This is a genomic window from Desulfatibacillum alkenivorans DSM 16219, from assembly GCF_900142135.1.
GTDB classification, from domain to species: domain Bacteria; phylum Desulfobacterota; class Desulfobacteria; order Desulfobacterales; family Desulfatibacillaceae; genus Desulfatibacillum; species Desulfatibacillum alkenivorans.
Genome location: NZ_FQZU01000019.1, coordinates 77,126 through 94,408, shown reverse-complemented (window position 1 = coordinate 94,408; position 17,283 = coordinate 77,126). Strand labels below are relative to the sequence as shown.

Genomic DNA, 17,283 nt, shown 5'->3' with positions numbered 1-17,283 from the left:
GCGTCATGACAAAAAATCTTTCAAAGCCTGGCAGAATTGCGCCGGCTGCTCCATAGCCATGAGATGCCCGGCGTCCGTGATGACCACCAGCTTGGCGCCAGCAATGCCGTCCAAAAGAAATTGGCCGTATTTGAGGGGCGTGAGCTTGTCGTCGTCGCCGGATAGTATGAGCGTGGGCAGGGTGATTTCTCCCAGACGCCGGCAAACGTCGAACTTGTCGCAGGCCCGGAAGTCGCCCAGCAGAACCTGGGGATCGGAGTTCCTGGAGCGTTCTTTTTCCTTGGCGACCAATTCCGGGGCTGGATTGGACCCGAATACGGTCTGCCCCATCATTTCCCGGGCGCCCTCCCAATTGGTTTCAATGGCTTCGAAAATCATGGGCATGACCCGCAGCCTGCATCCGGTTCCCACAAGCACCAGGCGGGTGAGCCAGGAAGCCTTGTTCAAGGCGCTTTGCTGCACAATGGCGCCGCCCAGGGAATGGCCGCCCAATGCCACGTTTTCCAGGTTGAGGGCTTTGCAGAATGCGTCCACAAAGGCTGTGTACTCTCCCACGTCGTCCTTGCTTTCGCCTTCGGACTTGCCGTGACCGGGCAGGTCGACCAAATAGACGTTGGCGCAGCCGATATTCAGGCATTCCTCCGGCCAGTTTTCATGGCTGCCGCCGGATCCGTGGATGAGCACAAGATTGATGGCGGAACCTGCATCTTGATGGACATAATGGATGTTTTGACCGTTGACTTCCACAAATGGCATACAGGCCTCCTTGACGCAATTGGGGGTGGGGGGAATAAAGCTAATCGCCGTAGCGGGGAAAAAGCAGATACCTGAGCCAGCCCCATAGGGTGTTTTGGTCATGGGCGTCTTTATCCGCCGCAGATAGCATTTTCTGCAGTTCCTCGTGATTTGCGAACATGGCTTCCCGGCCTTTGACAACCCGCTCCGGGTCCAGCTCCTTGACCACCTGGCACGGGTTGCCGGCGGCGATGCTGTTGGCCGGAACGTCGCGCCTGACCACGGAACCGGCGCCGATGATGCTGTTCTCTCCGATGGTCACGCCCTTGCACACAATGGCGTGATCGCCAATCCAGGCGTTATCGCCGATTGCAACCGGCGCCGTGCTTCCTACGGGCATGCACCGGTCGTAAATTCCGTGCCAGTCGGCGTCCGTGACATAAGCCCCTTGGGCGAACATGACCCCGTTGCCTATGGTGATTCTGGTGGCCGCCTGGATGCGTACGCCCGGGCAGACCAGTACATAGTCTCCCAGCTTGATCAAACCCTGGCCGAGGGCGCGGGCTTCCTCCTTGGCTTTGGCGTCCACTCTTTTATCCGAGCCGTCCATGATGGCCGCCAGGTCTTCCAAATCCGCCTGGGCCCAGGACACGAAATGCACGTTGGAATGGGGCTCTGCGATAATGGTGGCGTAGTCGCCCACCTCCACGGAATATCCGAAAACCTGGACATGCCAGGGCCGGATTAAGGCCGGGCTTTTTCCCAGATGGCGAAACTGGGGCCGCAAATAGCGGTCCGTGTACCATTTTACATATTGATTTTGCAGCTTTTTTACAAAGTAGGGTCTATGATCTTTTCTCACGTGGTTAAACCTTTACGCCGCGGGAGATTTATCCCGTTTACCGATTCCGGACTTGGCATGGGTCCGGTGGTCTTTCCAATATTCATGGGAGAAAATATGCGATCCCGGGGTCCAGGTGTATAAAGCGTCTGCGGCAAGGAGCACCGCCGCCGTAGTCCAGGCGGTTTGCTCTTCCGGCCAGATCACCGAGTCGGGAACCGTAATGCCCGTCCAGTACAGGCCGTTGTCAAAGCAGGAGCCTTTAACCCACTTGAAAATGGCTTCCGCCTGCTCAAACATGCCGATGCCGGCCAGGGCCAGGACGCATTCCGAGCTTTCGGCCATGGTGACCCACGGCCTGTCGGAAACGCACCGGACTCCCCAGTTTTCCACCACAAAGTCGTTCCAGTATTGGTCAATGCGATTCTGCGCCTCCTCGCCGCTAACGGCGCCGCACAGGATGGGATAATACCAGTCCATGGAATAACGCGATTTGCTTTCGTCGAAAAGTTCCGGCCTTGTCCGGATGGCCTTGCCCAGCTTGCGGCGGGCGAACTCCCATTGAGGACGGGACTTGTTAAGGCATTTGGCTATGGCCAGGGCGCTTTGGATGCTCATGTAAATGGAGCTTGAGCCGGTAAGCATGCACCGCTTGTCCACATTGCCGTCCATGTCCTGGCTCCAGAATATGGGGCCTTCCGGCGATTGCAGGCTGACGGCGAAATTGATGGCCTTTTCTATGGTGGGCCACATTTGGGCCAGATAATCCTTGTCGCCCGAAATCAAATAATAATGATAAATCCCAAGAGCCACGTAGGTGCTCATATTGGGGTCCTTGCGCATTTCGTCAGGCTGCCCGTTTCTGTATGAAGGGAAGAAGCTGCCGTCTTCGTTCTGGGTGAAAGCCGACCAGGCAAAGGCGTTCCTGGCTTCCTTCAGATATCCGGCTACGGCCAGCGCCATGGCGCTCTCCACGTGATCCCAAGGATCCGTCTTGCCGTCCACGGACCAGGGAATTTCTCCGTCCGGTTTTTGCAATTTGCAAATGGCTTCGGCCATGGAACGGACGTCTATGGCGTCAAATATGGGATTAGGCGAAGCGTTACGCGTCATTTTTTCCCTCATTTTTCAAATAATAGACAATGCTTTTTGCCATTACCGGGGCCAGGAGGTTTTCCGCAAACACCGTGGGCGCCGGGCGTTTGGTTACGTGCCAGTGGATGAACTTGTCATAACCGGCGGATAGCAACCCGGGTTTGCCCCTGCGCACCGCAATGCATCTAAGCCACCACAAGGGGCTGTGCAAGGCGTGGGCTCTGCGTCTGGCCTGGCATTTTAAGCCGGCTTCCCCAAAAATTTGTTCCAACTCCTTCTTTTTATAGATGCGGACATGGCCGCCGGCCATCCGGCGATAGGTTTCGTCCGCCAAGGCCCAACAGATTTTTTCCGGCAAATAAAGGGGCACGCTCACAACCAGGGTCCCCTCGGGCTTCAACACCCGCGCCATTTCCGCGACAGCGCTTTGATCGTCGGGAATGTGCTCCAGCACTTCAGAGCAAATCACATAATCAAAGCTATTGTCTGCAAAGGGCAGACGGGATGCGTCCACAGCCGCGCCGTATGCGTCGCCGCCTCCGCTCTCCCGGTTGTCCACCATGCTGCGCAGCATGATCAACGCCCATGCGACGATATTGTACGTAATATCAGCGGCGACCACATCCACGTCCGGGCTGCGGTAGGCTTCCCAGGAATGGCGCCCCGGGCCGCAGCCCAGGTCCAGAACCCTGGATCCGGGTTCGATGTTCAGCCTATTAAAGTCTACTGTCAGCACTTGATATTTTTTCCGACCCTCAGAGCGATTGCGCCGGGCTCCGGCAACCCTCTTTCAAAAAAAAAGTAATTCATATCATGGGCGCCGGTCATTTACAAGGAGTTATGTCCCCATCCCATAAGCCGAAAATGCCCCTCGTTAAGGCCTGCTGCGCCTTGATTCCCGCCGAAAAGCCAGACCCCAAGCTGCTTTTTCATTATCATACATAATATACTTGCATTAAATTGCAAAAAAAACGTTTGAGAAGGGCTGGGAGCGCACGGCTGTACAGACGGGAACAAGGAAATAAATCTCAAGGCGCACATCGGTTTTGCCGCATAAGATAAAGATTGCAGCCGGGTATGCCGATGCAAGGTTGTTGGGAAAGGCTGCTAAGCCGGTTTTATATTCCGTGCGTACAATAAGGCTTGGAAAAATGACGATGACATAGTACATTGACAACGTATGGGCGCGCTTGTTTTTCGCGCCGCGGGAAAGGAAGCTTCAGGCTCGGCCGCATATGTATTTGTCAGCATTTTTACATAGAGACGAACTTTTTGAGATCACCAACCGCTGGTTGTGCAACGATTTTAAACCCACCGATCCTCTTCAGATCACCCGAATCATCACTTACGACAGTTTTGCCGGTTGGGAGGCGTTGCTTCGCCTTACCCAAGGCATATTGACCGGGGCGACCGGAAAAAAGCTGCACGAACAGAGGGTGAAGTCCAAGCGTGAGTTGAAGGATTTTCTTTGCCATTCGGCGCGCAGGCAGTCCTTGGGAATACAAACCCTGATCGAAAAATACACGGAGACCCCTGAATTTTACTATGTGGGCGCTCCCATGGCCGGGATTGTTTTCCATGATGAGGCCATGAATGTGTTGGGCTCCTGCCGTTTTAAAAAGGCCCGGCGCATTGCGGAAAAATCCAACCGGTACGCTTCGCGGCAGATTTTTGAAATGGTCAGGGACAAAGGGGTGGCCCAGATGGAGGCCTGGGAGAAGCAGGGCGTGCGCAACGGCATCGATCCCCAGGAGCTGTATGAGCAGGCGGAAAAGCAGGTCATGCAGGAAATCAGGACCAAGGGGCTTATGCTGCCGGAAGAGCCCATGACCATCAAGGACGTGCTTGGGCTGAAGATTGTGGATTTGGGCTTTGGCGAAAAAGGCCTGGAGCAGGCCATTAAAAGATTGGGCGGGGCCGAGGTGATGGAGAAAGAGCGCCACTCCGGGAACTATAATGCGGTCCATTACGTCATTCGGATGGATGTGGATTTTCCGGAATTGTGCGGAAAATTCCGTCAGAACGGCAAGGGCCCTGTGTACGCGCAAAGAGGTTTGCCTGGAGACAGAATTCATCAGGACTTTGAAGATTTTATAGAAACCGGCGCCAGGGATTTATACGTCGACCTGATTTTCACCACCTACGAAGAGATGATTCAGTCGGAAATCGGCCGCAGCATGCATGAAACCCGGATTTTCGCCCAGCGCAGCAATCAAAGGGTGTTCGGCAACATTCCGGTCAACATAGAATATCTCATGGAGTACCTGCTGGCCGTTGGCCTCAGCCCCAAGGTGGAACTGCAGGACATCCCCATTAAAATCTGGGGGCGTTATTTGCCTGAAACCCTGGCTTATTGCATCCGCCAATTATTCGGCATGCCCGAATACTCCCTCATGGGCTTTTAGCCCTTAATCCGCCGCCGCTTACATATCTTTATCTGGCCTAACTGCGCTGGCCGTGCTATGCACTGCCAAGCGACAATTCTTTCACGGGGACCGGTCCGCCATGCAGGAAACAATCCAGACCAGCAATGAAAGACGCTTCAAAACCGTCTGGTTCGTAACGGTTTTGTCCGTCTGCCTTATTGCCGTTATCATCCTGCACGACGACTATGGAATCGCCTGGGACGGCGCCCGCCTGGCGGATTACGGCGACGCGGTCCTGGAGTATTTCACCTCCGGCTTCACCAGCCAGGCCTACAAGCAATGCGACGACGCCCATTATTACGGCCCGTTGGTGGAAGTCCTGTCCTCGGCGGTTTACAGCCATTTTCCCGGCCATCGATTTGAAATCCGGCATCTGATCAGCGCTCTAACCGGGCTGTTGGCCCTGGCGGGAATGATGAGTTTGGCGGCTCTTTTTAAAGAACGAAAGGTTTTGATATTCAGTACGCTTGCTCTCATTATGATGCCGCGATTCGTGGGCCACGCATTCATAAACACCAAAGACATTCCCTTTGCCTGCGGCTTTGCCTGGACCATGTTCTCCATGGCCCTGCTGTTCAGGGGGCGCAGGTTTTCATGGTTCAAATTCCTGTTTTTCGGGCTTTGCCTGGGATTGACCCTGGCGGTCAGGACCGGCGGACTGCTGGCCCTCTGCTTTCTAGTGCCTGTCGGGGGATTTTATTTTTTGGCGAACAAGCCCTGGCGGGAGGAGGCCGCCGGAGGTCTGGCGTATAAAGGCGTTGCCCTGGGGCTTAAACTGGTCAGCGCATCGGCCATTGCCTGGCTGGTTATGGTGGCTTTTTGGCCCTGGGCTCATGAAAGCCCGCTTTTGCATCCCATCGAGGCGTTCAAGCTGGCTTCCCAGTTCAACAGACCCTATCTGGTCTTATTTCAAGGCAATGTGATTCAAAGCCCGGATCTGCCCTGGTACTATCTGCCCTGGTACTTGCTGATCGGCGCCCCTCTGCCGACTATTATTCTTATGGCCGTGGGCGTTGCCGCAAGTATTTTCGGCGTTCTGAAAGCCTTCAGGGATGATGAAAGTCTGCTTTATGTCTGCCTTTTGCTGTGGTTCTGGTTCCCTATTGGATACGTTATTGCAACTCATCCGAATATTTATGACGGCATCAGGCACTTTCTGTTTATACTCCCGGCAATGGCTTTGTTGGCGGGAATAGGCGCGGCCTGGCTTGTCCAGGTTATGAAGAGCAAAGCCCGAAATGCGGCCGTTATCACCCTAACCGGGCTGCTGGTTCTGCCTTTGGTTGATATGATAGAGCTTCACCCCTACCAGATGACCTATTTTAACGGCGTCGCGGGAGGCGTGGGGGGAGCCTATGGAAAGTACGACACGGACTATTGGCTGACCAGTTACAAGGAATGTATGGAGTGGCTGAATAACAACACAGACCCGAAAGACGGACCCATTAAGGTGCTTGTCGCCATGGAGCCCTTGTCCGTAAACTGCGCCAAATACTTTGCCGCCCCTCACATTCAAATTGTTCTGGTGAACAAACGCCCTTCGGAAGCCTATATGCCTGACTTTTTGGACTACTATGTGGGAAGCAGCCGGTTTTCCAACCATGCATGCTTTCCTAAAAATCAGGTTGTGTATATTGTCCAGAGGCAGGGCGCCGTTTTTTCCGTGGTTCGCCAAAACAAGCCCATGGCGGCCCCGCCCGAGGGCGCCGCTCCTTAACCATCGACTGCCGAGCCCGGCAAGGCCTTTTCGCCTTTTAAGATCATATTACTCCCGTATTCTTCAGTTTCCCTCCTTTTTTTCGTACAAAACCGGCGCCCGGTATTTTGGGCCGTTTGCTTATGGATAAATTGCTTGATTTCAGGGCTTTGCTTTGGGCGCCATGATGTTTTCGAACCTGCCAAAGTATCTTTTTGGGCGCCTTGCATTCGCAAGACAAGCCGTAGCGAACGTTCGTTTCCAGCAAGGCCTGCAGGCTCTTATTTGACGGCGCCTTTTCCTGTTTTAAGTATTGCAATACCCATGGGGTTGTGACAAATTAGAACAGTGTTATCCCTTTGTTTTGGGAGACCTCATTTCTGGATTGAAGCTGCGGGGGAAAGGCGGCCGGGAAGCGGTTTTGGGACCGGACGCCGAGGGTGCGCTTTTATTTTTTTCACGGGAGACAAGAAGTAGAAAGGAGAATCACCATGGAAGAACTTCTCATCAGGGGGCTGGATGACATCAGGGCGTTAGAGGACGTCCCCTACCAAGAGAGGGTAACGGAAAAAAGCACCTACGAACTCCTGGAGCGCGGCGCCGCCATTAATCCGGACGCAACGGCGATGGCCTTCCTCATGAACGGCGATACGTACGAGAATCCCATTGAGATTACCTACGCGCAGTTCATCGGAAAAATTCGTCAGGCCGCCAACATGTTTCATGACCTGGGAATCGGGCCGGAGGACGTAGTCACCTATATTCTGCCCAGCCTTCCCCAGACCCACTACACCCTGTGGGGCGCGGAAACGGCCGGCATCGCCAACCCCATCAACCCCCTTCTGGAAGCAGCCACCATCAAGGATATCTGCACAGCGGCCAAGACCAAGGTCATGGTGTGCATGGGCGAAATGCCCGGCGTGGACATCTGGGAAAAAGTGGATCAGATCCGCAAGGACATCCCCACCCTGGAATATGTGATCCGGGTGATGGGCCCCACGGACGAGGCGGAAAAAATATACAGCTTTGAGGAGAAAATCGAACAATATCCTTCTGACAAGCTGATTTTCGATCGCGAAATCGACAAGGAGGACATCGCCTCCCTGTACCATACCGGCGGCACCACGGGCACGCCCAAGCTGGCCAAACGCACCCATTACAACGAAGTGGTGATGGCCTGGATGATTCAGGTCATGGCCGGCTCCAAGCCGGAGCACACCCTCATGTGCGGCCTGCCGCTTTTCCATTGCAACGGAACCATCGTGACCGGATTGGCGCCCTTCTCAACGGGCTCCCGGGTGGTCATTCTGTCCCCCATGGGATACCGCGACCCCTCCATCATGATGAATTTTTATAAGATCGTGGAAAAATACAGGCCCGCCCTGTTCTCCGCGGTTCCCACGGTTTTGTCCGTGCTTTTGGACATCCCATTGAACGGGGCGGACATTTCGTCCCTGGAATTCGTGGTCTGCGGCGCGGCGCCCCTTTCCGTGGAGCTTTTCCGCCGCTTTGAAGAGCACACGGGCATGAAGATCCTGGAAGGCTACGGCCTCACCGAAGGCGCCGTGGCTTCCTGCATGAACCCCAAGGACGGTGAACGCAAGATCGGCAGCATCGGCCTGCCCATGCCGTTCCAGCGCATCAAGGTTGTGGAATGCAACGACGACGGCGAATACGTCCGCGACTGCGAAGTGGGCGAGATCGGCAATGTATGCATCAAGGGCCCCAATGTCTTCAAGGGATACGTGGAAGACGCCCATAACAAGAATATCTGGGTTCCCGGCGGCTGGTTCAACACCGGCGACATGGGCCGCCTGGATGCGGACGGCTACTGCTGGTTGACAGGCCGCAAAAAGGAACTCATCATCCGCGGCGGACACAACATCGACCCGGCAATGATCGAAGAGCCCCTGTACAAGATGCCCTCCGTCAAGATGGTCGCGGCCGTCGGCCGCCCCGACGCCCATGCCGGCGAAGTGCCCGTGGCTTACGTGGAAGTGGCGGAAAACTCCGGCCTCACCGAAGAACAGGTCATGGCCTGGGCCAAGGAGCATGTGGGCGAAAAGGCCGCGGTGCCCAAGGAAATCGTCATCACGCCTGAAATCCCCCTCACTCCGGTGGGAAAGATATTCAAGCCCGCCCTGCGTTGGGACGCCACCAAGCGCATGTACGAAAAAGAACTGGAAGCGCTCGGCGATTTGGCTGATTCCGTGGAAGTCGCCGTGGGCGAGCATAAAGTGCACGGCACCATCGCGGAAATCAAAGTGAAGGCCGCCTCAGGACAGGACGCCCAGGCCATCAAGGACAAGGTCTCTGAAATCCTGGCCCGCTACACCGTGTACCATGAAGTGACCGTGGAATAGCTTCCGCCTTCAAAAAAATATACAGCCCCGCCTTTCCGCATCTTCAAGGGAAGGGCGGGGTTGTTTTTTTTGCAGCACCTTTCAGCCCGCCTTTCGCACAGCCTTTCCCCTAAACTCCCTGGAATTTGAGCCCTTGCTCCATGATAGATTTTTCCCAGCAGAGCTTGCCGCGCTGCGATGTATTTACCCGGACACAATGCCTCGCAATGCCTTCCTGTGAGGCATTCTTTCCCCATTAGTCCGGTTTCTACCCTTGTTAAATTTACTTCGCCAAACGGAAATATCATGTTTTCAGGCAGTTAATTTTTGGCACGGAATTAGCTATATATAGAAGGCCAGATGGACGCGAAAAACACTCCCGTCCGTCGGTTATGAAGGAATCTTCAGTATCATGGTAGGGTGATTTAATCGTAGTAGGGGTGCACTTTTTTGCGCGACCCGCCTGGATGCAAAGTAAGGGGGACATCCGGCGTAACAATCAGCGGCATAACAAGGAGCCCGGTTTCCTATGGCCGAGGCTCCGGCGAGCCGTACACGGGTTTGATCTGGGGGGACAAATCCAAGAAAAGGGGGGTTAGTTAGCCGGTGGTCTTGCGCAAGGGCCGGATCGTCACATCAGGTGACGATCCGGCCTTACCTTTTTTAGGAATCGGATTCATTCAAACGATCCAAATTGTCTTGGATGTAGGGTATAAGCGGATCCGAGGGAGGAAGGCCGGCCTTAGCCGAGGCGGCGGCCTTTCCGAACAATCTGGCGGCCTCCTGGTTGTTTTCCATGGATTCCATTAATAAGGCCAGGTTGCAAAGGGATTTCACCACGTCCCTATGATTGGGGCCCCATGCCGTCTCATTAATGGCCAGGGAGCGTTGCAGCAAGGGCAGGGCCTCCTCGGGACGATTTTTGGCCTGGAGCACCAGGGCCAGGTTGTTGAGGGCGAAGGCCACGTTGGGGTGAAAAAGCCCGTAGGCTTTTTCCGATTCGGACAAAAATTCCCGGCACAGGGACTCCGCCTGATCGTAGTTGCCCACCGTATAAGCGTAGTTGGCTTTTTTCTCCAGGTCTTCCAGATGGTCTTCCGCGCTGCGGGATTCAGGCCAGAACAAGTAGGCCATTCCCCCGGCCATAATCAGGCAGAACAGTATCAAGAAAGCGTTTCTTGCAAACCACCCCCGAAAATCCAATTTTCCACCCATGGCGATCTTCCGTATTGATTTTCCAAGTGACGAGTAAGGCCTCAGCGTTTTTAGCAGATTTTTCGCCGTTTATCAAAACAGATCGGAAACTCGCCCCGACGAATCAACTAACAATCCGCATGGTTTTGGGGTCGGCCTTCTTCCAGGCGAGGGGCGCGCGTTTGCCCAGAGTATAGATGACCCGGGGCATCAGCCGGGAGATGGGCGCGGAAATCTCGTCGCCAAAGGCCTTGAGCAGTTCCTCGGGCATGTATTTCAGCCGCACCCGCTTGACCCAGCTGTGGGGCGCCAGGGTCAGATAACAGCCGGGGCAGTTGAGCGCCATATTCCGGGTTCCGGCCTCTTTGACTTCCTTAAGCCTTTTGGCCTGCACCTTCACCACGGAGGCCAGGTCAAAATCCCGGGCCACGCTGGCCGCGCCGCAAGTCAGGGCGCTGGCGCCCGTGTGCTCCATTTCCACAACCTGGCACCCGGCCGCCTGATATACGTCCCTGAGGGTTTGCTGAAATCCGTCCCCCAGCTCCGTGGCGTAGCAGGATTCATGCACTGCGGCTGCATAGCCCAGGGGCTTTTTCAACTCCAACTCCCCGGCCTGATGTTTTTCCAGCAGCCATTGGTAGAGGGATATCACCTCATAAGGCAATTTTTTACCCGCGACCTCGGGCAGAATAGTCCCCAGAAAGGTGCAGCAGGAGCCGCAGTAGCAAACCAGCCGTTTGGTTTCCACCTTGCTGAGCACGGAAAACACCTTGTCCGTATTTTCCATGAAAGCGTCCCACTGGCCTGTGCGGTAGTGAAGCTCTCCGCAGCAAAGGTCCGCCGGGCTGAACTTGGGCAGGGAGGCCAGGACCTTGGAATTCTCCAAGTCCTTGCAAAACAGGCGGCCTATGCAGCCGATCCACAAAAGTTCGTCCGACGGTTCGGGAAATTCGCCCCATTTGTCCAGGACGGCCTTTTCCTCCTGGTTCTGCATGGCGTACAAGTCGGGAAAAAACACCGGGCCGGGAGTTCCCATGAGGAAATAAGGAACCAGACCGGGCAGGGCGTCTTTTCTTTTGGGCTGTTCGGAAACCCGTTGAAGGATGAGTTCGTAAGGCCTCAAGCCTTCCGGGCAAAACGAGTTGCAACTCATGCACAAAGTGCATTGGTTTAAGATGGAATCAGGCAGCCCCCCCTCAATCATGTGAAGGATGGTTTCTCCCCCTTCCTTGTTATCCAGTTTAAGAACCGGGCAGTTATTCAAACAGGTTCCGCATTGGGTGCATTTGGTCCAGTCGCAGCAATCCATAAAGCTCATGACATCCCCCTCCGTAGTCAAGCGTGATGATGGATAAAGGCCAAGGTTTGAAGACAAGGTTCAAGGAATTTCCGCCAGGAATTCCACGATCGTTAAGTTCAACATTACTTGTATAGCATTAAGTAACTAGTAATTAAAGAGAGGATTTTACTTTTTACAGAGAGATATGGGAAAGGAGGCGCTTTGGTCAAAAAAAGAGGGGAGCCCCAATGGACTCCCCTCAAATACTCAACCGGAATGAATCCCGGAGGATTTACTTCTAGTTGCCGGTTGCGGCGCCGTGCAGCTTGACTTCCACCTTCTCGGTGAGGCCTTCGTAGTACTCGCGAAGGATAGCCACAACTTCGTCGCGGCCGAAGTGATCCGGAAGCTCTCCGCCTTCGGACAGCATTTTGCGGAGCATGGTGCCGGACAGGAGCACGCGGTCGGCTTTGTCGTGGGGGCAGGTCCGGAGGGAAGCCATGCCGTCGCACTTGTAGCAGTAGAAGGTCCAGTCAATCTTCAGAGGCGTGCAGAGCAGAGCCTTGCCTTCTTCGGTGGGGCAAGGGATTTTGTCGAAGATGGTCTGGGCTTCGAACATGCCGTAGAAATCGCCGACGCCGGCGTGGTCGCGGCCGATGATCATACGGGAGCAGCCGTAGTTTTGACGGAAGGTGGCGTGCAGCAGGCCTTCGCGGGGGCCGGCGTAACGCATATCCAGGGGGTAACCGCCCTGAACCACTTTGTCTTCCACGAAGTAATTCTTCACCAGCGCGTCGATGCACTTGACGCGGACGTCAGCCGGAATGTCGCCGGGCTTCAGGTTGCCGATGAGGGAGTGGATGAAGCAGCCGTCGCACACTTCCACTGCGATCTTGCAGAGGTACTCGTGGGAGCGGTGCATGGGGTTGCGAAGCTGCATGGCAGCGATTTCTTTCCAGCCTCTTTCCTCGAAGATGGCGCGGGACTCTGCGGGACGCTGATAGATTCCAGGATATTCCGTGGGGTATTCAGCTTCGGACAGAACCTTGACGGGACCGGCCAGGTTGAATTCGCCCTGTTGCATAACCATCTGGACGCCCGGATGATCATCCTTGGCGATCTTCCAGAATTCCTCCGCAGTCGGGGTGCCTTCGCCCATGAAGACTTTTTCGCACTCGAACTTTTTGTCTTCTTCGGTCATTTCGTATTTTTCGGTGACCTTCATGGTGGCCATGATCTCATCCCGTTTGGGATAGTACAGAGCGATTTCATCGCCCACGTTGATCTTGGCGGCGTCGTCAGCGGAAGCATCCAAGGTAACGGGGATGGGCCAGAAGGTGCCATCGGCCATCAGAAAGTTTTCGCAAACGCCCTTCCAGTCAGCTTTGGTCATGAAGCCGTCCAGGGGGGAGAACCCGCCGATGCCCATCATGATCAGGTCGCCCTTTGCACGGGAGCTGATGTTCAGCTTGGGCAGGCCTTCGGCCTTTTTCTTTTCAGCTTCGAGTTCTGCGCCTTCCAGGAGGCAGCATACTAGACCTTTGCCGCCATGGGGGGGAATAAGATTCGACATGTGTTGATCTCCTTTTGCTTTTTATTGTAAAAACCAGCCCCGCGGCCCTGCGGAGCTTTCTCACCAGGTCCTTATAGAGCATGTGAAAAAAGACACAGCACCTTATTATGCAAAGCGCACACTTGTCAAGAGAAACCCTCAAACCAGAATAAATGATGATGGCCTCAAATATAATTGCCTGAAATTAAGCATTTTTCGATTTGTTCCCCAACGATCCTGGCCAGTCCAGCCAAGGGACGTCTTGAACAATTATTCAACATACCCGACCCATGTTAGCCGATCTGGATAGCTTGACAAATTTCTAAATTGTACTGTTATGAAATTAAGGAATTCATATATTACGAGGTTATGAAAATGACGACCATAAAAATCACCAGCAACGGCTCTGTCACCCTGCCCGCCCGAATCCGGAAAGCGTTGGGGCTGAAGGTCGGGGATTTTGTGAATGCCGAACTGGAGGAGGGGCGGGTTGTGCTCAAACCCGCCAAGATTATCAATGCCGAAGATTCCTGGTTTTACACCAAAGAGTGGCAGAGGGGCGAGGCGGAAGCGGATCGGGATATTTCCGAAGGAAACGTGACCGGCCCATTTGACAACATTGACGATGCTCTAAAAGCTCTCAAAGACGCCAAAGAATGAAGCTGAGCTTCACAAACAGATTCGTCAAAGCATATAAAAAGCTGCCCCGGCAGATACGGGAAGCAACGGACAAACCGTTGGGGCTCTTGCTTTCCGCCCCCAATCACCCCTCTTTAAATATGAAGAAAATGCAGGGCGTTCCAGACATCTGGGAAGCTCGGGCAACCAAATCCTATCGATTCACATTTCAGCTCGACGAAGACGTCTATACCTTGAGAAATATTGGAGCCCACGACATTTTGGAAAAGCCGTAACCATTAAACCTTATTGATTTAATTTGCTGTTCGATAGCCAAACTGCATTTTCACCACTTGACCGGAACCCGGACCACCTTTTTGGCTTTGTTTTGGAACAAAAGATGGCCGTGCTCCCGGCCGTATAGGAACAAGTCCCGGGTAATGGCCACGTCGGCCCGGCAGTATTTCAGGATCTTGTCCATTTTTCCCTGCTTCCACCACTTTAAGGCTTGGAGGCCGTCCGCGGTCTTTTGCGTTCCAAGGGTGTGCTGGGCCAGTTTATCCAGGGAAATGCGGTATCCCAAGACGCCGTAGATTTTCTGGAGCATGTCCAGGGTGGGGATGGCGGAAAAATCAAAGGCCGTGTGCGCCGAAAGCACCTGGTAGTCGAACCTTATAATATTAAACCCCACCACCAAATCCAGCTGGGTCAGGTGTTGGGCCAGGGCGTCGGTGTCGTCCTGAAAGTATTCGTGGAATTTGTCATCCCGGGAGTCGTAAAGCACGGAGCAGCTGACTCCCATGCGGTAGGCGTTGCCCCATCCCCCCACTTCCGCGGCGCTGCGCCGGGTTTCTATGTCCAGAACTCCATAATTTTCCAGGGGCTTGAAGGGGTTATGCTCTTTTTCCGGTTGGATGAATGCGTCAATGGCGGCGGCGTAGGCTTGCCCCAGGTCAACACCTTTGTTTTCAGATGATTGTATATTTATGGCCGGTTTTTCCGGGGGCGGGGCCTGCTCAGCCGCCTTGTTCGCCTCTTCAGGTTTATTAAGAACGATTCTTTTCCGTTTTTCCGGCTTGGCGCCTCTGATGGACTCCAATATAAAAAGAGATGCTTCCTTGTCGATGGGCCGGTTGCCGGATCCGCATTTGGGGGAGTGCACGCAACTGGGGCAACCCGTTTCGCAGGGGCAGGACTTGATGGCCTGCATGGTTTTGGCGAACAACTCCAGGGCTTTTTTAAAGGCGATGAGGGAAAGCCCTACGCCGCCGGGCACGCCGTCGTAGATGAAAACCGCCGGGCCTCCCATTTGGGGGTGAAAGGGGGTGGAAATGCCCCCCAGGTCGTTGCGGTCGGCCATGACGATCAAGGGGGCTATGCCGATGGCCGCATGCTCAATAGCGTGGATGCCCCCCATGAAGTGCATGAACTTGTCTTCCACGGCCTTTTGGGTATGGCCGGGGATTTCAAACCATAATCCCTGGGTTTCAAAGGTGTTGGACGGCAGGTCCAGGGGCGTGATTCCCAGGCTTTTGCGGGTGCGCACCTTTTTGCTTTCAAAACCCGTCACCTTGTCCGTAACCTTCAGCCTGCCGCAATACACCCGGGTTCCCCACACGGTTCTTTCGTCGAAGATCTCCAGGATTTCCGTGTCCTTGTCGCCCCTGGCCTGGGTGTAATAATCCACCTGGGCGGGCCTTGCAAACACGGTCCTGCGGGCAAGATCCAGGGCGTCCACCCGGTAGGTTCTGCCCAGGTGCAGGTAAATGGCGCCGGGATGGGTTTCGCGGAAAGCCCGGAACAGGTCGATCTGGCCCACGCTCTGGCCGCCGGGGCCTTCCGGGTCTTCAGGATCGGCGACCATGATGGTGAACTGGCTGCCCGAGCCGCGCAGGTCCACGTCCCGCTGGGGCTTCTTTTTGGAGGCGTACAGCCGGCTTCCCTTGGCGTCCCTTAGCAGCTTGCCTTCCTGCTCCAGGCCGAAAATAGTCTTTTCCAATGCGCCGGATTGGAGAATGGGGTCGTCCAGGTTCAGGGGAAGCTCTGCGGCGGCGCACTCAATATGCCTGGCGCTGATGACCGGGTTCAGGGGATTGATGACCGCGTTTTCCACACTGCGGGAGAAAAAATCCTCCGGGTTGCGCATGAAATATTGGTCCAGGGCGTCCTCCCCGGCGATGAGCACCATGGCCGACTCGGACAAATCCCGGCCCACGCGTCCGCTCCGCTGCCAGGTGGCCATGACCGTGCCGGGATATCCCACCAGGATGCACAGGTCCAGGGCGCCTATGTCTATCCCCAGTTCCAGGGCGCTGGTGGAAACCACGGCCAGCAGTTCGCCGCTGGCCAGTTTTGTTTCGATTTCGCGCCTCTCCTCCGGAAGATATCCGGCCCGGTAGGCGCTGATTTTGTCTTTGAACTCCCCGGCCCGCTCGGACGCCCACATGGAGATTAGCTCGGTCATTTTGCGCGATTGGGTGTAGACAATGGTGCGAAGCCCCCTTGCCAGGGCCGCCTTAAGAAGCATGATGGCCGTCTGGGCCGGGCCTGTCTGGGGATTCATGAACACCACGTGGCGTGCGCCTCGGGGGGCCGTACTTTTTTCCACCAGCTTAAAATCCCGGCCGGTGAGCCTGCACGCCAGATCACGGGGATTGGCGATGGTGGCCGAACACATCACGAATTGGGGGTCGGAGCCGTAATAGCGGCACACCCGCAAAAGCCGTGCAAAGACCCAGGCCATGTGGGAGCCCATGACGCCCCGGTAAGTATGGACCTCATCCACGACAATATATTTCAGCTTGCCGAAAAAACCCTCCCAATTGTGATGATAGGGCAAAAAACCCAAATGCAGCATTTCCGGGTTGGTAAATATGGCGTTGGGCGGCGCCTCCTTGATTTTACGGCGCCGGTAAGACGTGGTGTCTCCGTCGTAGATTTCGGCCGTGGGCCCGTTTTCCATGCTCGCAGCCAGCTTGCGGAAGGTCTTGATCTGGTCCTGGGTCAGGGCTTTTAACGGAAACATGTACAGGGCATGAGCGCCGGGATCCTGCGCCAAAGCCTCAAGCACGGGCAGGTTGTACATAAAGGTTTTGCCGCTGGCCGTGGGCGTGGCCGCCACAATATTTTCGCCCCTCCGGATCAGGTCAATGGCCTGCACCTGATGCTTGAACAGCTTTTTGACGCCCGCCTCTTGAAGGATTCCGCATATGGGGTCCGGCCACGGCGCCTCGGGGTGGCCGTACTGCGCCCTGGATTTGGGAAAAGACCGGTGGGTCACCACCTGATCGGCCATGCGCGAGGAGGCTTTGAGGGCGTTAATGTACTCCGCCACTTTGTCGGGTTTTGGGGGCATTGTTTGCGAGGTCTTGGTTCTATAAGTAATTGCTGATTATCCGTTGTAAATTGTTTGACCAAAAAGGTTTTAGCACGGGGCAAGGCGTACAGCAAGGGCATGTTGAGCGTGGGTTTATGGCGCCGCCAGGGAAAGGAACGAACCTGCGCC

Annotated in this window: 12 protein-coding genes; 4 read left to right on the top strand and 8 right to left on the bottom strand. The window is 55.1% G+C overall.

Going from position 1 to position 17,283, the window contains the following annotated elements; translation table 11 throughout:
* Positions 1-3: 3 nt before the first annotated feature.
* From BUE18_RS15490 to BUE18_RS15475, 4 genes are read right to left on the bottom strand one after another with little or no spacing between them, the layout of a single operon-like run.
* Positions 4-756, bottom strand: a complete 753-nt coding sequence (locus BUE18_RS15490; RefSeq protein WP_073477089.1) for an alpha/beta fold hydrolase — start codon at positions 754-756, stop codon at positions 4-6.
* A gap of 40 nt (positions 757-796) precedes the next feature.
* On the bottom strand, positions 797-1,597 hold the full coding sequence (locus BUE18_RS15485) for an acyltransferase (RefSeq protein WP_073477088.1): 801 nt from the start codon (positions 1,595-1,597) through the stop codon (positions 797-799).
* 12 nt (positions 1,598-1,609) lie between these two features.
* Entirely contained in the window at positions 1,610-2,689 is a 1,080-nt protein-coding gene (locus tag BUE18_RS15480) for a phenyltransferase domain-containing protein (protein ID WP_073477086.1), read from the bottom strand.
* Positions 2,679-3,407, bottom strand: a complete 729-nt coding sequence (locus BUE18_RS15475) for a class I SAM-dependent methyltransferase (protein ID WP_073477085.1) — start codon at positions 3,405-3,407, stop codon at positions 2,679-2,681. The genes BUE18_RS15480 and BUE18_RS15475 overlap by 11 nt, the downstream gene beginning before the upstream one ends.
* Before the next feature lie 499 nt (positions 3,408-3,906).
* Here BUE18_RS15475 and BUE18_RS15465 point away from each other — a divergent pair, with 499 nt between their 5' ends.
* The 3 genes from BUE18_RS15465 to BUE18_RS15450 all read left to right on the top strand — a co-directional run bounded on the left by BUE18_RS15465 (position 3,907) and on the right by BUE18_RS15450 (position 9,156).
* Positions 3,907-5,076 carry a hypothetical protein gene (locus BUE18_RS15465; RefSeq protein WP_073477081.1) on the top strand — a complete coding sequence of 390 codons (1,170 nt, stop codon included), beginning with the start codon at positions 3,907-3,909 and terminating at the stop codon, positions 5,074-5,076.
* Between the two features lie 100 nt (positions 5,077-5,176).
* Positions 5,177-6,814 (top strand): ArnT family glycosyltransferase, encoded by a 1,638-nt coding sequence (locus BUE18_RS15460; protein WP_073477079.1) that lies wholly within the window; start codon positions 5,177-5,179, stop codon positions 6,812-6,814.
* 470 nt (positions 6,815-7,284) lie between these two features.
* Positions 7,285-9,156 (top strand): acyl-CoA synthetase, encoded by a 1,872-nt coding sequence (locus BUE18_RS15450; RefSeq protein WP_073477075.1) that lies wholly within the window; start codon positions 7,285-7,287, stop codon positions 9,154-9,156.
* A 642-nt stretch (positions 9,157-9,798) separates the two neighbouring features.
* On the opposite strand, the gene BUE18_RS15440 is transcribed toward BUE18_RS15450, so the two are convergent.
* From BUE18_RS15440 to sat, 3 genes are all read right to left on the bottom strand, one after another.
* Positions 9,799-10,350 carry a tetratricopeptide repeat protein gene (locus BUE18_RS15440; protein ID WP_073477071.1) on the bottom strand — a complete coding sequence of 184 codons (552 nt, stop codon included), beginning with the start codon at positions 10,348-10,350 and terminating at the stop codon, positions 9,799-9,801.
* A gap of 103 nt (positions 10,351-10,453) precedes the next feature.
* On the bottom strand, positions 10,454-11,647 hold the full coding sequence (locus BUE18_RS15435; protein ID WP_073477069.1) for a (Fe-S)-binding protein: 1,194 nt from the start codon (positions 11,645-11,647) through the stop codon (positions 10,454-10,456).
* Between the two features lie 259 nt (positions 11,648-11,906).
* Positions 11,907-13,181: a sulfate adenylyltransferase gene (gene sat / locus BUE18_RS15430; protein ID WP_073477067.1), complete on the bottom strand. Its 1,275-nt coding sequence runs from the start codon at positions 13,179-13,181 to the stop codon at positions 11,907-11,909.
* 354 nt (positions 13,182-13,535) lie between these two features.
* Here sat and BUE18_RS15425 point away from each other — a divergent pair, with 354 nt between their 5' ends.
* The gene (locus BUE18_RS15425; protein WP_073477127.1) at positions 13,536-13,820 is read left to right on the top strand and encodes an AbrB/MazE/SpoVT family DNA-binding domain-containing protein; all 285 of its coding nucleotides are present in this window, start codon (positions 13,536-13,538) and stop codon (positions 13,818-13,820) included.
* 304 nt (positions 13,821-14,124) lie between these two features.
* Here the strand turns inward: BUE18_RS15425 and BUE18_RS15415 are convergent, their stop codons facing one another.
* Positions 14,125-17,133 carry a DEAD/DEAH box helicase gene (locus BUE18_RS15415; RefSeq protein WP_073477064.1) on the bottom strand — a complete coding sequence of 1,003 codons (3,009 nt, stop codon included), beginning with the start codon at positions 17,131-17,133 and terminating at the stop codon, positions 14,125-14,127.
* Positions 17,134-17,283 lie beyond the last annotated feature (150 nt).

Bases quoted from the DNA above. Each gene is read 5' to 3' on its own strand.
- BUE18_RS15490 (WP_073477089.1), bottom strand. From the start codon at position 756: ATGCCATTTGTGGAAGTCAACGGTCAAAACATCCATTATGTCCATCAA.
- BUE18_RS15480 (WP_073477086.1), bottom strand. From the start codon at position 2,689: ATGACGCGTAACGCTTCGCCTAATCCCATATTTGACGCCATAGACGTC.
- BUE18_RS15465 (WP_073477081.1), top strand. From the start codon at position 3,907: ATGTATTTGTCAGCATTTTTACATAGAGACGAACTTTTTGAGATCACC.
- BUE18_RS15460 (WP_073477079.1), top strand. From the start codon at position 5,177: ATGCAGGAAACAATCCAGACCAGCAATGAAAGACGCTTCAAAACCGTC.
- BUE18_RS15450 (WP_073477075.1), top strand. From the start codon at position 7,285: ATGGAAGAACTTCTCATCAGGGGGCTGGATGACATCAGGGCGTTAGAG.
- BUE18_RS15440 (WP_073477071.1), bottom strand. From the start codon at position 10,350: ATGGGTGGAAAATTGGATTTTCGGGGGTGGTTTGCAAGAAACGCTTTC.
- BUE18_RS15435 (WP_073477069.1), bottom strand. From the start codon at position 11,647: ATGAGCTTTATGGATTGCTGCGACTGGACCAAATGCACCCAATGCGGA.
- sat (WP_073477067.1), bottom strand. From the start codon at position 13,181: ATGTCGAATCTTATTCCCCCCCATGGCGGCAAAGGTCTAGTATGCTGC.
- BUE18_RS15425 (WP_073477127.1), top strand. From the start codon at position 13,536: ATGACGACCATAAAAATCACCAGCAACGGCTCTGTCACCCTGCCCGCC.
- BUE18_RS15415 (WP_073477064.1), bottom strand. From the start codon at position 17,133: ATGCCCCCAAAACCCGACAAAGTGGCGGAGTACATTAACGCCCTCAAA.